Annotated in this window: 19 protein-coding genes; 6 read left to right on the plus strand and 13 right to left on the minus strand. The window is 39.9% G+C overall.

From position 1 onward, the window contains the following. Positions 1–91 precede the first annotated feature (91 nt). Positions 92–436, plus strand: coding sequence for a YppG family protein (locus FBF83_RS03645; RefSeq protein WP_136945760.1), 345 nt, complete (start codon positions 92–94; stop codon positions 434–436). Between the two features lie 31 nt (positions 437–467). On the opposite strand, the gene FBF83_RS20685 is transcribed toward FBF83_RS03645, so the two are convergent. Genes FBF83_RS20685 through FBF83_RS03660 form a run of 4 tightly spaced genes read right to left on the minus strand, consistent with a single transcriptional unit; the run spans position 468 to position 2,331 of the window. Beyond that, positions 468–611 (minus strand): hypothetical protein, encoded by a 144-nt coding sequence (locus tag FBF83_RS20685; protein ID WP_169525161.1) that lies wholly within the window; start codon positions 609–611, stop codon positions 468–470. Between the two features lie 12 nt (positions 612–623). Next, complete coding sequence (locus FBF83_RS03650; RefSeq protein WP_136945761.1) at positions 624–800, minus strand: ComZ family protein; 177 nt, start codon at positions 798–800, stop codon at positions 624–626. A gap of 44 nt (positions 801–844) precedes the next feature. Further along, positions 845–1,423, minus strand: a complete 579-nt coding sequence (locus tag FBF83_RS03655) for a DinB family protein (RefSeq protein ID WP_136945762.1) — start codon at positions 1,421–1,423, stop codon at positions 845–847. A gap of 5 nt (positions 1,424–1,428) precedes the next feature. Next, on the minus strand, positions 1,429–2,331 hold the full coding sequence (locus FBF83_RS03660; RefSeq protein ID WP_136945763.1) for an NAD-dependent epimerase/dehydratase family protein: 903 nt from the start codon (positions 2,329–2,331) through the stop codon (positions 1,429–1,431). Positions 2,332–2,412: 81 nt separating this feature from the next. Here FBF83_RS03660 and FBF83_RS03665 point away from each other — a divergent pair, with 81 nt between their 5' ends. Beyond that, positions 2,413–3,600: an NAD(P)/FAD-dependent oxidoreductase gene (locus FBF83_RS03665; RefSeq protein WP_136945764.1), complete on the plus strand. Its 1,188-nt coding sequence runs from the start codon at positions 2,413–2,415 to the stop codon at positions 3,598–3,600. 1 nt (position 3,601) lies between these two features. Here the strand turns inward: FBF83_RS03665 and FBF83_RS03670 are convergent, their stop codons facing one another. Continuing rightward, on the minus strand, positions 3,602–4,327 hold the full coding sequence (locus FBF83_RS03670) for a hypothetical protein (RefSeq protein WP_136945765.1): 726 nt from the start codon (positions 4,325–4,327) through the stop codon (positions 3,602–3,604). Between the two features lie 300 nt (positions 4,328–4,627). Between FBF83_RS03670 and FBF83_RS03675 the strand changes: the two genes are divergently transcribed. Further along, a complete protein-coding gene (locus FBF83_RS03675) occupies positions 4,628–4,807 on the plus strand; it encodes a YjzD family protein (RefSeq protein WP_136945766.1) in 180 nt (59 codons plus the stop codon). Between the two features lie 49 nt (positions 4,808–4,856). On the opposite strand, the gene FBF83_RS03680 is transcribed toward FBF83_RS03675, so the two are convergent. After that, complete coding sequence (locus FBF83_RS03680; RefSeq protein ID WP_136945767.1) at positions 4,857–5,045, minus strand: YjzC family protein; 189 nt, start codon at positions 5,043–5,045, stop codon at positions 4,857–4,859. A gap of 171 nt (positions 5,046–5,216) precedes the next feature. On the opposite strand from FBF83_RS03680, the gene FBF83_RS03685 reads away from it, so the two are divergent. Next, entirely contained in the window at positions 5,217–6,011 is a 795-nt protein-coding gene (locus tag FBF83_RS03685) for an undecaprenyl-diphosphate phosphatase (protein WP_136945768.1), read from the plus strand. Between the two features lie 46 nt (positions 6,012–6,057). Here the strand turns inward: FBF83_RS03685 and FBF83_RS03690 are convergent, their stop codons facing one another. The 4 genes from FBF83_RS03690 to glp are packed head-to-tail and all read right to left on the minus strand — an operon-like array spanning position 6,058 to position 8,507. After that, complete coding sequence (locus FBF83_RS03690; protein ID WP_136945769.1) at positions 6,058–6,291, minus strand: MoaD/ThiS family protein; 234 nt, start codon at positions 6,289–6,291, stop codon at positions 6,058–6,060. Next, entirely contained in the window at positions 6,288–6,749 is a 462-nt protein-coding gene (locus FBF83_RS03695) for a molybdenum cofactor biosynthesis protein MoaE (protein WP_136945770.1), read from the minus strand. Before FBF83_RS03695 ends, FBF83_RS03690 begins: the two co-directional genes overlap by 4 nt. Continuing rightward, positions 6,736–7,251, minus strand: a complete 516-nt coding sequence (mobB, locus tag FBF83_RS03700; protein WP_136945771.1) for a molybdopterin-guanine dinucleotide biosynthesis protein B — start codon at positions 7,249–7,251, stop codon at positions 6,736–6,738. Before mobB ends, FBF83_RS03695 begins: the two co-directional genes overlap by 14 nt. Beyond that, on the minus strand, positions 7,248–8,507 hold the full coding sequence (gene glp / locus FBF83_RS03705; protein WP_136945772.1) for a gephyrin-like molybdotransferase Glp: 1,260 nt from the start codon (positions 8,505–8,507) through the stop codon (positions 7,248–7,250). Before glp ends, mobB begins: the two co-directional genes overlap by 4 nt. 132 nt (positions 8,508–8,639) lie before the next feature. Here glp and FBF83_RS03710 point away from each other — a divergent pair, with 132 nt between their 5' ends. Next, positions 8,640–10,313, plus strand: a complete 1,674-nt coding sequence (locus FBF83_RS03710) for a LysM peptidoglycan-binding domain-containing protein (RefSeq protein ID WP_169525162.1) — start codon at positions 8,640–8,642, stop codon at positions 10,311–10,313. 95 nt (positions 10,314–10,408) lie between these two features. Here the strand turns inward: FBF83_RS03710 and FBF83_RS03715 are convergent, their stop codons facing one another. From FBF83_RS03715 to FBF83_RS03725, 3 genes are all read right to left on the minus strand, one after another. Further along, positions 10,409–10,729 (minus strand): metal-sulfur cluster assembly factor, encoded by a 321-nt coding sequence (locus FBF83_RS03715; protein ID WP_048310083.1) that lies wholly within the window; start codon positions 10,727–10,729, stop codon positions 10,409–10,411. Positions 10,730–10,811: 82 nt separating this feature from the next. Next, on the minus strand, positions 10,812–11,579 hold the full coding sequence (locus FBF83_RS03720) for a prolyl oligopeptidase family serine peptidase (RefSeq protein ID WP_136945774.1): 768 nt from the start codon (positions 11,577–11,579) through the stop codon (positions 10,812–10,814). Between the two features lie 126 nt (positions 11,580–11,705). Then, positions 11,706–12,026, minus strand: a complete 321-nt coding sequence (locus tag FBF83_RS03725; protein ID WP_136945775.1) for a hypothetical protein — start codon at positions 12,024–12,026, stop codon at positions 11,706–11,708. 359 nt (positions 12,027–12,385) lie between these two features. Here FBF83_RS03725 and FBF83_RS03730 point away from each other — a divergent pair, with 359 nt between their 5' ends. Continuing rightward, positions 12,386–13,225 (plus strand): Cof-type HAD-IIB family hydrolase, encoded by an 840-nt coding sequence (locus FBF83_RS03730; RefSeq protein ID WP_136945776.1) that lies wholly within the window; start codon positions 12,386–12,388, stop codon positions 13,223–13,225. Positions 13,226–13,260 lie beyond the last annotated feature (35 nt).

The following is a 13,260-nucleotide window of genomic DNA, read 5'->3' on the forward strand; positions in this document are numbered from 1 at the left end:
CTACCTTTCAAACTCAAGGTGACCCACACCATACGATCTTTTAATTCATAAACTAGATGTAAATTAACAAACGATAAAGGAGGATCTATGGATGTATCCGTACAATCAACAGCCGACCTACTACTATCAACAGCCCAGTTATCCACCTAACTACCACAATTATAACCCTTATCAACAATATCCATATCAACAGCACCCGCAGCAACCATACTACTACCAACAACCATACCATCAGCATCCCTACCACCAGCAACCTTACAATCACTATCAAGGGTACCCGGGTGGTCCACCGTTTTTGAACCAATTCAAAAAACAAAACGGCAATTATGATATGCCTAAAATGATGAATTCTGCTAATCAAATGATGAATACGGTTAAACAGGTTGGTCCTATGGTGAAGCAGATGGGCTCTTTGCTTAATTTATTTATTAAATAGATAAAAAGACGTGAGACCACGTCTTTTTATCTTAATCAGAAGGAAATAACATGCTACCGGCACTAATAAACAATAAAATTCCGGATATTACAATTAAGCTTAAACTCCCAATTAGTATCCCGATTAACAGGCCACCAAGTGGGATAAACCAAATCCAGAATAGTTTAGGGGCCATATATTTCTCTCCTTATTCCTGTGCGTCCTGCTTTCCAAGCTCATAAGCATCTTCCATTGCTTTAAGAAACAGCTGTAAAAGCGGCTGCATCTTCTCAAGATCAAGTTCGATCTCCTGCTCGCCGAGAGATTGTTTTGCTTCAGGTAAATACTTCATTGCAATTTGCATAAACTTCATGTTCTGTTCCATCTCACTCACTCCTATTACACATTCGCCTTTTTGGCTCTCTTCTATTATAACGACAAATAGGGTGTATTGAAATGCTCCCAGTCTTCACGTTGACCAGAAACCATTTTTAATACCATCCCTGCCTGTCCTCTATGATATGCCTCATGATCAATTAGGTGGCTAATAACCCATTCCGGGGAATAGGAATGCCGCTCTCCATTCACGATAACTTCGGGTCCTGGTTTACGGTACTCAACATCAGAAAGACGGTTAAAGTAGTCTCTAATCAAGTCTCTCGCTTCAGCAAGTCTTGCTAGAAACCAGGAAAGCTCTTTGTCATCTGGAGCAGATATGATTTGCTTTTCCTGAAAAAAGAAGTTCTTCTTTTCTTCTTCCGTTACACTTTCTCCCATTAGAGCATTCTTGACCCACCATAACTCTATTTGGGCGATATGAAGCAGATAAGCTCCTACAGTAGGGAAACTGGAATATCCATAGTGAAGCTCCTGAAACTCAACACCGCTTACCATCGAAAGGAGCTTTTCCCTCGTTTCTTTAAGAGCCTGAAGTCCATGCGAGGAGTCATGTACATCATAGTTGCCAAGCGTCTTTTCCATCATAAACAATCTTCCCTTCCGTTTCATTCAGATCATCCCAGATAAATGGCAGGATCGATTAACCTCATCTTCTCCACGTGGTCTCGTTGCCGCTCAAGACCTTTATGAATGGGAGTAAGATTAGTAAAACTAAGCTTGCTGACACAATCCTTGTTTGAGATTGCACATCGTAGATTTTTCTTTCGATCCAGCTGCTCACCTATACACCATTCGACCCCGTTCTGCCATTCTCCTTCTCTACCGCTCGATAGATTAATCGTTTCAAATCCTTCTTTTCTCATAGCTGTTTGATACATTGCCTGACAAACGTCTTCAACATACAATGAATCAAAATGATATTTTTCCCCTTCAGCTTCATAAGCTCTCATCAGCGTCTCATTGATGAAAAAGTCTTGAAACACGCAATTAACCGGCTGCCAGGGGCCATAGACAAGGGGCACACGTATCGTTTTAACAGTTGTATTTCGATTGGTCGTTGAAAGTATGGCTTCTTCTTCGGCTTTAACCCTACCATCACTAGTAACAGGGTTGATTGGCGTTCTTTCCGTTATACTTCCGTACCGTTTTCCAAAAACTTCGATACTAGATAAGTAAACAAGAACTTTCCCTTCACACACTTCCAACACTTTCTTTATATTCGAGATGCCTTCCTGAATCATCAGGGAGGCACGCTTTTGTCCGTATGGTGAGGCTAAATGAAAGACTGTGTCACACCCTTCGACTTCAGTTTCTAATGAAGCATCCTGCAAAAGACTGTCAACTTGCTTATAATTGCTATTCCTTAAAAAGGACATCTCTTTCAGCTTATACTCGGATGTTCTAGCTGGATCAACACGCCCATCGATCGCAACCACTTTAATACCTTGATTTAGAAGCAACTCCGTTAAGTGAAACCCAATAAATCCTAGCGCACCAGTTATCATAACCTTCTTCATTTATACCCCCACCTCGAATACTTTCTCTTCTGCCAGATCATTCTAATAGATGACTATTACTTAACGGAAGGAAACATTCATATGGAACTTCATCAGGGAAACCTTTATTGGCCATCGACTGTGACAGATCCTCCATCATTTCCGGCTCTAACTTCTTCCATTAATTGTGACGTTCTGATTATTGGTGGCGGTATGTCTGGAACAATTATGGCTAGGGTACTTGCAGACTATGATATTAATACGGTGTTAATTGAGAAAAATCAAATTGGAACAGGCAGTACGTCAGCGAATACTGGTCTTCTTCAATTCTCTAACGATGCAATGCTTGTCGATTTAATCGCTCGGTTTGGGAAAGAAAAAGCAGTTTACTTCTATAAACTATGCTTAAAAGCAATTGATGAACTTGATAAGTACAACGCATATTTATCAGGGCCTACCGACTTCAGACGAGCTGAAAGCCTTTATTACGCTAGTAACGATCACGAACATAAAAAATTAAAGAATGAATTTGATGCATTAATACAATATGGCTTCCATGCTGACTATCTGGACAAACACGCAATTAGAAGCCTATATGACTTCGAAGCCCCAGGAGGCATTTACACAAAAGCAGAAGCTGAAGTAAATCCATACAAATTCTCGCTTGAACTAGCTAAAGATTCCGATCGTTTAGGTGTCCAAATTTATGAAAATACCGAAATTCTTTCTCACCAATTTACGAAAGATGGATTATTTTTCGAAACGGAAAAAGGTGACATTCAAGCAAAAAAGGTTATTTATGCAACAGGGTATGGCACCCAAGAATTTGCAAAAACAAAGGGCGCTCTACTTGAGCGCACCTTTACAATCGCAACAGAACCAATCGATCAATTTATTGGATGGCATAACCGTTCACTTATATGGGAAACGGCACGCCCGTATCATTATTTAAGAGCAACACGAGATAATCGTATCTTAATAGGTGGATTAGACGATAAATTAACGAAAGAGCATGACCTAGAAACCAAAGGGCAACAGCTGTTACATAAACTGAAGACACTCTTTCCCCATTTAACGCCATCCATTGCGTTCGAATGGAGTGCGGTATTTGGTTCCACCAAAGATGGTCTCCCATTTATTGGCGAGCACCCTAAATATAAGGATGTTTATTTTATGCTTGGATATGGTGGTAACGGCACGGTATATAGTATGCTAGGAGCTGAAATCCTGAAAGATCTCATTCTTTATGGCTATCATCCTGCAATGGATATTACGCGACTTGGTCGATAGCCTATAGGTCGCTCTCATGAAGTTGGAAAAATCGAATCATTTTCTTTCCTAATGATTGATAGCTGTCACTTAATAAAGCAAGCTCAATTGGACAATTAATTTCCTCTTGAAGACGTTCATAACGTCTTATTTGTTCTAAAGAATATGGGCTTTTGATTGAATGGTGCCATACTTTAATAGGCGAATTCGCTACTTGTATTTCCTTTTTATCCAATTCATCTATAACACTTTCACTCTCGATCTCATAAGCTTTTGCAATTTCTCGAACTAACCTTTTATAGAAGAGACGATTTTGCTGCTCTTGAAGAACAAGATTTTTTACATCAAAACATGGGTTTAGCCATGCAGCAGACCTTACCTGACTCGTCTTGTTTTTGAGAAATGCATTTGCAGCAAGAACCCCCATTCCTTCTGCAAGGATATGAATTCTAGGGTTCAAAATCTCTTGTTTATGCACAAGATTATAAATACGCTCGGTTAGTTTAGCTGCTTTTAGTGATCCCCAATGCCTTCCATATAAGTTACTTGTATAAATCGTGTATCCAGCTTCAAGAAGTTCAACAATCATCCCTGACCTTGTGTGATTTTGTAGCCAGAAACTTGTTTCAGAATCTACAAAGTGGGTTAATCCACCAATGATGAAGACGCCAAACCCGTTAGGCCGTTCAGGGACAAGAACGATCGTCCACTCCCCGTCTAATTGATAGGCTCGTTTACGAATACACATACTCTCCCCTCGCCCTTTTATCGCGTTCTGTATAAACTATGCAAGTTGCATATGGAAGAAAGGGTGAAGTGCCCATTTCAAGGGAATTTCATGGCACGATCCTTTACAAATGTCGAACAGCCCCCTTCTATGACAATATGCTACTTACCTCATTAATATGATGATTTACTTGTAGCCCTTAAATGACTTAGTCGAGTGGGACTTCTATTTTATCGTTTGAATATTGAATTCATAGATGCCGTTTTCCACAGTTTTATGGTATGATACCGTTAGAATACGTTTACAAATGAGGTGAATTTAGTGCGTTATCTTTGGGCTATTATTTGGGGCTTTCTACTAAGCAATATGATTTTCTATGTACTTGCTTCTATGCAAGGCGGTCATTACCACTTTGCTTCCGCATCTCTTTTCGGAATCATCCTATCTGCAGCAGCAATGTTTCTTGGAGAAAGTCTTATCTCTGATCCAGCTGAACAATAGAAACAAGCGCCTTCGATTGAGGGCGCTTGTTTTTTTGTTTGACCTTATTTTAGTGATGAGGCTTAGGCTTACGTGACCATTTACGGTTCTGATTCGAACACTGTGGAAATTCCTCTCCTGCTCGAAGTTCGATCTGCTGAGGATCCTTGACCATTGAATTGGTTTCACCGATTTCTATATATACACCATTATTAGGTGCTTTCTGCCCTGGTGTGTACTGACGATTTTCTCCGCCCATTCGTCTGCCTCCTTCCTCTCTTCTACTTCGCCCCCTTTATCAGCATTCATCATCGAATACTGTTTTATGTAAACAGCACTGGAAATTTGTCTTTACAAAATTGGAAGCATTGGTGTTTAATGGTTACATGTGTCAATTTACTTTGCATCTATTATTGGAGGAACAATCATTATGGAACTGCTTGAATTACTAAAGTTCGCTTTTCTCGGGCTACTTCAAGGATTTACAGAACCAATCCCGATTTCATCAAGTGGCCACCTTGTCATCGCACAAAAGTTATTCAACTTAGATATTGAGGGGTTAAGTTTTGAGATTCTCATGAACTTCGCTTCACTACTCGCTGTCTTACTTGTTTACCGTAACGATCTCATTCGCCTCACTGCAAACGGGGTTAATTATATCGTTTCTAGAGATGAGAGCTCCAAAAGTGATTTTATGTTCATCGTCTATCTCGTTATTGCGACGATCCCTGCTGCAGTGCTCGGCCTTACATTTGAAGACTTCATTGGCGATAACTTAAAAGGACTTAAAATTGTAGGAGCGACCTTAATTATTACAGGTATCGCACTATGGTTAATCCGTAACCTTAGAGGCTCAAAAGGTGATTCGGAACTTAATCTAAGAGATGCCATTATTGTAGGTCTAGCTCAGGCTGTTGCATTAATTCCAGGAATTAGCCGTTCTGGTGCAACAATCGTTGCTGCAATGGGAATTGGTATGAAGCAAGAAACGGCTCTTCGCTTTTCATTCCTACTCTTTATTCCAGTTAGTGTTGGAACAATGGTTTTTGGTATCAGCGACCTCCAGTTTGGTGACCTACTCATACCTTATATAGTTGCCTTCCTTTTGTCCTTAATGGCTTCTTATTTTTCTTTAAAATGGTTTATGAATATTATGGCACGCGGTAATTTAATTTATTTTGCGATCTACTGCTTTATCGTAGGTGCACTTATTCTCATTTTCTAATTGAATATAAATCAAAAAAACACCCGTTATGGGTGTTTTTTTGATCTTATCCTCCACTAACAGGTGGAATAAATGCAACGATATCATTGTCTTCTACAATTCGGTCATCCTCCGCGTACTCTTCATTAATAGCCGTCATTGTATTTTGAAGGGAAAGCTTGGGGTATTCTTCCATCAATTTTGTTTTAAGATCTGATATTTTCATTTGAGACTCATTTCGTTTTAGCTTGTCTTCTCCGATTAGTTCTTGTTGTCCTGCAAAAAAAAGCACCGTAATCATTTGCTATCCTCCTCAGGTTTACCGTTTGGGTAAGCCGTTTTTTCAAGCTGATCGCCAATCCACTCTTGACCGTTGACCCAGTATTCTTTTTTCCATATTGGTACTATTTGTTTAATCCGTTCAATGGCATAACGACTTGCTTCATAACTTTCTGCACGGTGTGGAGAAGCCACGGCAATAACCACTGCTATATCACTAATAGCTAATTTGCCTATTCGATGGACAATGGAGGATTGCACACCCGGCCACTTCTCGCTTATTTCATGACCAATTCGCTTTAGCTGTTTCTCTGCCATGGAAGGATACGCTTCATATTGGAGGGACACCGTTTGCTTCCCTTTCGTAAATTCTCGTACAGTTCCTATAAATGTATTAATCGCTCCTGCTTCCGGATGTATAACGCTGTTAATCACAGCATTCACATCAATTTCATCTGCTGTAATCTTATAGATCTCCATCTCGTTCCCCCTTCAAGTTTTTCAATAAATCCCTTATACAAGTGCCCATATTGTGAAATGAATAAGTTGGAATCAATTCTGTATCGATATACTCTTTCGTTATGATGGCACGGATGTTTTTCATTGTAAGTAGTGTGAGATCCGCTTTACTTCTGATCATCACAACTTTCGGAAGTGGTTTTTCTTTATACCCTTCTACTAGGATGAGATCAAGTTGAAATGAATCATATAAATCCAATAGGCGCTCAAGCTGCCAATCATCCTCTTGTTTTGCTTGAATGGAAATAACTCCGCCTCCACTAACGCCAGTTACTACAGCACCTGCGTTTCTGTGACGTCCTGTGTCTTTCTTTTCATCATAAAGATCTGGTTGACCGTGACCATGGTGCTTGATAACACCAATTCGAAACCCGCCTACCGCTGCTTCCTTAATAAACCTTTCTAGAAAAAGCGTCTTTCCACTATCCTGATAACCAATGACTTGAAGTATTGGTGTACTCACAAGTACTCAGATCCAGCATCGCGAAGATGTAAGAGATCAACAAGGTCGCCTGCTTTGAAACCACGTGTCCCTCCAGGCAGAACAGCGAAGGCATTCGCTTCTGCAAGTGAAGTCACACTTCCTGACTTATCAAGCCCAGTCGGCTTAACAAAGATTCTACCTTCCCGTTCTTCGGTTCTGCAACGCACAAATCGCGTAAACGGATTCGGCTTAGGAAAGTCCGTTAGAAGCGTTCCCATACTTTTCGCTCGATAAGGAAATTGAGAGAACAGCGCTCGTTTAAGGATCGGCCTTGCAAATAGTTCAAACCCAACGAAGCAGGCTGAAGGATTCCCAGATAATCCAAATAAGAGCTTGCCGTTCCATTCTGCAACAGTCGTTACACTGCCTGGTCTCATCCCAACTTTGTTGAACAACACAGTTGCTCCAAGCTTCTCATAGATCGCAGGTAGATAGTCATAGTCTCCAACAGACACGCCACCAGTCGTAATGAGAAAATCAACTTTCTCAAGCGCCTTTTTTACGGAAGAAAAACAGGTTTCAAAATCATCGTCTAATTTGCCAAAATATAAAGGGTTAGCTCCTGCATCTTTGACTTGTCCTTCAATCATTGGTGAGTTGCTGTTTCTTATTTTCCCTGGTTCGAGAGCTTCTTCTGGATCCAAGAGTTCGGTACCTGTTGCAAAAATGCCAACCTCTGGCTTTACCGCTACAGGAACCTGTGCATATCCGAACGTAGCTAACAGCGCCTTTACCCCCGGTGTGACGATTGATCCTTTTTCAATTAAATTGGTCCCTTTTTTTGTATCTTCCCCCTGTAAAGAAAGGTTATCGCCTTTCGTTATTTTCCGTTTAATCTTGATGAAGTCTTTTGCTTCTTCTTTAAATTCCTGAACGAGTTCAAGCATAATTACAGCATTGGTTCCTTCGGGTATAGGGGCTCCTGTCATGATTCGGATTGCTTGGTTTGCTTGAGGAAATTTCGTTGCTACGGTTCCTGCTCCAATTTCCTCAATCACTTCTAAGGTAACTGGTGAATCCTGTCCTGCTTTATATGTATCCTCAGCCCGAATGGCAAAGCCATCATATGGCGAACGATCAAACGGCGGTACATCATGATCCGCTCTTACATCCACACTTAGATGACGACCATCACATTCTGATAGTGGGATTATTTCTGTTGCTCCTTCATACGAAAGTGTCATTACCTTATCAATTGCTTCTTGAACTGGTATTGGTTTCCTTCTCTCCACCATGACCTCAACTCCATTGTTATGAATTTCCTTTTCATTGTATCAAAGATGTTACTGACATATAAAAAGTAATGATTAAACAGTACTCTGAATAGATTGTTAGTGATGCATCTTATATAGAAAGGAGTGATGATTATGCCTCAAAGCCACTATTTTGTTAAACCTGGAGATACTTTGCTTAACATAGCTGAATCGCACAATCGATCGGTCCAACAGATCAAACAACTTAATGAGCTTAATTCCAATATCATTTATGTAGGTCAGATGCTGCGTATCCCTACTTCCACATCTACTTATACTGTTCAACAGGGAGACACACTGCTAACGATTTCTGATCGTTTTCAAACTCCTGTTGATGAAGTAAAAGAATTGAATGATTTACAATCAAATCTCATATATGTAGGACAGCACCTAGATATTCCTTCTACCCGTAATCGAATGATGCGAATCAACTATACGGTGAAACCAGGAGATAGTCTTTATCAGATTGCGAACAATTATAAAACTACTGCTAAAAGCATCATGACCTTAAACAACCTTTCATCTGATGCACTAGCTATTGGCCAAACACTCAAAATTCCTGTTTATACAGAATTAGTTGTGAAATCCGATCGCGCAAATGTCAGGACTGGTCCAGGCAAAGGGTATAATGTCATTACTCAAGTGAAGGCAGGCGCAAAGTTTTTCGTAGAAGGTATTCGAGGGAACTGGTTTAAGGTTAAATTATATGACGGTACAAATGGATGGATTTCAGACAGCGTTGTTACATTTAATGCATATGGTGACGATAAACCTGTCTCTAGAATCATAGGCTATTACACACTTGAAGAAGGTCCATCCCTTCCTTCTTCTTATAAATCCTTTGTATCTAACCGTTCAGAATTATCTCAGCTCGCTTTATTCTTGTTTCGCATTAGTCAGTCGAACCCAACTACGATTGAGAAGTTCGGGAAGTTCAGTGATCGTGAAATAGAAAAGCTCGTTCAACTTGCGCATGATCAAAACATTAAAGTCATGCCAGTCGTTCACAACCTTCTCTATAAGAAAGGCGACACCGAACCAAGCAAGAAAGTTGTTCAAACACTCGTTTCAAGTGAAGAGAACCGACGAGCCTTTGCTCTAAATTTGGTAAAACTAATTGAGAAGTACAATTTTGATGGTGTGGATATCGATATAGAAGATGTGTATATCGAGGACTCTGCAAAGCTATCCCTGCTTTACAAAACCATTGGTGAAGAATTGCATAAGAAAGGGTACTTTTTCTCAGCAAGCGTCCCGTCTAGAGCTTCTGATGAGCCTGTAAATCCTTTCTCAGATCCATTTGATTATGCTGAAATCGGAAAGTCAGTCGATCAATTTATCGTGATGCTGTATAACGAGTTTGGATGGCCAGGAAGCCCGGCTGGTCCAGCGGTAACAGCAGGTTGGATGGAGAAAGTAATGACTTATGCCAAAACTAGGATACCACCAGAAAAGTTAGTATCTGCAATCTCCGTTTTTGGATTTGATTTCAATCTTGATAAAGATAAAAGCACTTACGTGACGTATGATATGGCTATGAAACTAAAGAAGAAATATAATGCAGAAGTTCAGTTTAACGAAGAACGGAAAACCCCTTTCTTCGATTATGAAGATGAAGAAGGAAATAAACATCAAGTATGGTTTGAAAATAAAGAAAGCATTGAAGCAAAAACCCGTCTAGCAGATGAACTTGGCGTGCAGGGGGTCGCGTTATGGCGACTTGGCATGGAAGATCCAGCCATTTGGGGCATGTTGAATGAGAAAATAGTGATAGATAGAACGCAATAGCTGGGAACTCTTCTTTGCTCTTATATACCGACTACTATTGATCCCATATAATAATAAAAAAGGAAGAGGTTCTCCCTCTTCCTTTTCATTCATTATCACGTAATACCAAGTGCAATCTTTGCATAACGAGACATGTTATCTTTTGACCATGGTGGATTCCAGACGATGTTAACATCAGCGTCCTTAACTTCTTCTACATCTGACAGACAACGTTTCACGTCGTTGACGATAGTGCCTGCAAGAGGACAACCCATTGCGGTTAACGTCATAACAACTTGTGCAACACCTTCATCGTTGAGGTCAGCTTCGTATACTAGTCCGAGATTAACAATATCAATGCCTAGCTCAGGGTCAATGACATTCTCAAGAGCTTCGAACAATTTATCTCTCATTTCTTGATCTGTTTGATCTGACATTTCATTCTCTCCTTTCTTGCATGTACATCCATCTACCATTATAACAAACTGAGTTTTAACTTAAACCGAAAAGGCTTCAATTTTATAAATGAGTTTTGAACCACTCGACAAGAGCAAGAACTGCTTCCCTTGAAACTTTATGACCTGATGTCTCATCTTTAATGAATTTGAGGTTCTCTTCGCGCCCTTCATAAGAAGGTTTAATTTGGTTATAGAAGTCATATGTAAGCGTATAGGGAACGACTTTATCTACTGTACTATGCCACATCAAAAGCGGTCGTCCATCGAGTTTTTCTTCTTGAAGTGATAGATCATAGGACTGTAATCCTTCGATTTGCTTTTTCATTTCTTCTTCTGAAATCGGGAGGCTAAAACCTTCTTCTTTTAAGTAACGAATTTGGGCATTTGCAAGCTTAAAATAGGATGGAGAGCCCATTAAAGAGACTGCAGTTTTAATCCACGGATATTGCGTAAGTGCTCCAAACGTTAGAATACCGCCCATAGAAGTACCCGACATACCGATTCGATCTTGCTGGACTAAATTTTGATCTACGAAGTGCTGTCTTATTTGATCAAGCTCCATTAAACTTTGAATTACGATTTCCCAAAAAACGTACTGACGTTTCTGGCCTGAAAGATCATTCTCTCTTTCGCCGTGATGAACTGCATCTGGTAGTAGCACACGATAACCTTCCTCAGCAAGAAGATAGGCGATATGTAGGTTATGTTCTTTAGCACTTGTAAAACCATGCTGAAACATAACGAGAGGAAGTTTCTGATCTGCAAGATTGGCATCAACAACATGTAGAACAGGGATATGTTGGATTGTTTGATTCTCAATAGTAATCATTAAAATGCTCCTTTCTCTAGTGACAAGTATACCTATCTATCCTACCACTGTAGTGAATCACTTGAAACTGTTGAGGTATCGAATTGAAACAAAAAACATGCAAGCTATGCTTGCATGTTAACTCCATTAATTCTTAACTTGCTCTTCATGACTTTTCTCAACGGACTTCATGTTTTCTAGCTTATTATAATACTGCGTTGGGAATTGTGAACCTTCATATACCATTTTGCTATCGCCGCTATCTTGAGATTGATCTGGAGTAGTTGGATTCCCAGCTTTCTCGATTGGTAATCCGTCACCGAACTTTCTCGTTACTTGTTGACGTAAATCGTTTGCTTTTGTTTTAAGCTTCTCTCTCTTCTCCTCATCCTTAAGCAAGTAGGATGAAATGCCGATTGTACCAGCAGCTGCAATACTTGATAAAAGCAATGTTTGTTTTTTCGTCATAATCGACTGCCACCTCCAATGGAATGATATTTAAAATGTACCCTTGTTATTAATTCCTCAAACGGATATTGTATCCTTTTAACATTCTTGTCATTTTCTTAATAGATACAAAATAGACACAATTTCTTGTCACATGTACAATAAGGATATAGGCTTGATAAAAGGTTGTTTTCGTAGACATTGTTGCTATAATGCGGTTGATTTCCGCTCTAGGACGCTCGCTTCCCATGGGAGTCGAGCACCTTCCGCTCCAATCAACTTTGAAGTGTATTTTTTTAGAAATACCTCATTCAAAACAACAATCTTTTAGAAAAGAGCCTTATAAAAAGCCACTAATGACACTTTTCAAAGGAGCTTCTATGACAACTAAACCGCATCTAATCGCACTTGATCTTGATGGAACGTTGTTAAACGGTGAAAAGAATATTACAGAGCGAACAAAAGCTGTAATCTTTGAAGCAAAAAAACAGGGGCATCATGTTGCTATTGCAACTGGTCGTCCTTACCGTGCGAGCGTTCGCTATTATAACGAACTAGCGCTTACTACACCGATTGTGAATTTCAATGGTGCATTCGTGCATCATCCTCTTGATCAATCCTTTGGTACGTATCATTCTCCAATGGAATTAGAAACAGCAAAAGCCATTATTGCTTCCTGTAATGAAATTAATGTGAAAAATATGATAGCTGAAGTACTTGACGATGTGTACTTGCATCAGCATGACGAATTCATAATGCAGAATATGATAATGGAAGACTCCTCTATTTATACGGGAGAAATCCATACGAATTTAAAAGATCATCCAACATCCCTTTTGATCCACCCTGGAGAAGAACAACTGGCTACACTACGATCCATGTTAAAAGAACAGCATGCGGAAATGATTGAGCACCGCGTTTGGGCTGCACCATTAAACATTATCGAGATTGTAAGGGCTGGCTTAAACAAAGCGGTCGGTCTAAAACGATTAGCGGAGCACTTCAATGTGCCTCAAGAGCGAATTATCGCGTTCGGCGATGAAGATAATGACCTTGAAATGATTGAGTATGCCGGCACAGGCGTTGCAATGGGCAATGGAATCGATCAATTAAAGAATATCGCTAATGAAACAACGGTTACAAATGAAGAAGATGGGGTTGCCACATTCCTTGAACACAGGCTGAACCTTGCAATATCGGATGAAAGACGGCTCTCATAAGCTGTCTTTTTTCTATGTAACAAACTTTCTTACCT

This window comes from Guptibacillus hwajinpoensis (assembly GCF_005144865.1).
In the GTDB taxonomy this organism is placed as follows: domain Bacteria; phylum Bacillota; class Bacilli; order Bacillales; family Guptibacillaceae; genus Guptibacillus; species Guptibacillus hwajinpoensis_A.

Bases quoted from the DNA above. Each gene is read 5' to 3' on its own strand.
- FBF83_RS03645 (WP_136945760.1), top strand. From the start codon at position 92: ATGTATCCGTACAATCAACAGCCGACCTACTACTATCAACAGCCCAGT.
- FBF83_RS20685 (WP_169525161.1), bottom strand. From the start codon at position 611: ATGGCCCCTAAACTATTCTGGATTTGGTTTATCCCACTTGGTGGCCTG.
- FBF83_RS03650 (WP_136945761.1), bottom strand. From the start codon at position 800: ATGGAACAGAACATGAAGTTTATGCAAATTGCAATGAAGTATTTACCT.
- FBF83_RS03655 (WP_136945762.1), bottom strand. From the start codon at position 1,423: ATGAAACGGAAGGGAAGATTGTTTATGATGGAAAAGACGCTTGGCAAC.
- FBF83_RS03660 (WP_136945763.1), bottom strand. From the start codon at position 2,331: ATGAAGAAGGTTATGATAACTGGTGCGCTAGGATTTATTGGGTTTCAC.
- FBF83_RS03665 (WP_136945764.1), top strand. From the start codon at position 2,413: ATGGAACTTCATCAGGGAAACCTTTATTGGCCATCGACTGTGACAGAT.
- FBF83_RS03670 (WP_136945765.1), bottom strand. From the start codon at position 4,327: ATGTGTATTCGTAAACGAGCCTATCAATTAGACGGGGAGTGGACGATC.
- FBF83_RS03680 (WP_136945767.1), bottom strand. From the start codon at position 5,045: ATGGGCGGAGAAAATCGTCAGTACACACCAGGGCAGAAAGCACCTAAT.
- FBF83_RS03685 (WP_136945768.1), top strand. From the start codon at position 5,217: ATGGAACTGCTTGAATTACTAAAGTTCGCTTTTCTCGGGCTACTTCAA.
- FBF83_RS03690 (WP_136945769.1), bottom strand. From the start codon at position 6,291: ATGATTACGGTGCTTTTTTTTGCAGGACAACAAGAACTAATCGGAGAA.
- FBF83_RS03695 (WP_136945770.1), bottom strand. From the start codon at position 6,749: ATGGAGATCTATAAGATTACAGCAGATGAAATTGATGTGAATGCTGTG.
- glp (WP_136945772.1), bottom strand. From the start codon at position 8,507: ATGGTGGAGAGAAGGAAACCAATACCAGTTCAAGAAGCAATTGATAAG.
- FBF83_RS03710 (WP_169525162.1), top strand. From the start codon at position 8,640: ATGCCTCAAAGCCACTATTTTGTTAAACCTGGAGATACTTTGCTTAAC.
- FBF83_RS03715 (WP_048310083.1), bottom strand. From the start codon at position 10,729: ATGTCAGATCAAACAGATCAAGAAATGAGAGATAAATTGTTCGAAGCT.
- FBF83_RS03720 (WP_136945774.1), bottom strand. From the start codon at position 11,579: ATGATTACTATTGAGAATCAAACAATCCAACATATCCCTGTTCTACAT.
- FBF83_RS03725 (WP_136945775.1), bottom strand. From the start codon at position 12,026: ATGACGAAAAAACAAACATTGCTTTTATCAAGTATTGCAGCTGCTGGT.
- FBF83_RS03730 (WP_136945776.1), top strand. From the start codon at position 12,386: ATGACAACTAAACCGCATCTAATCGCACTTGATCTTGATGGAACGTTG.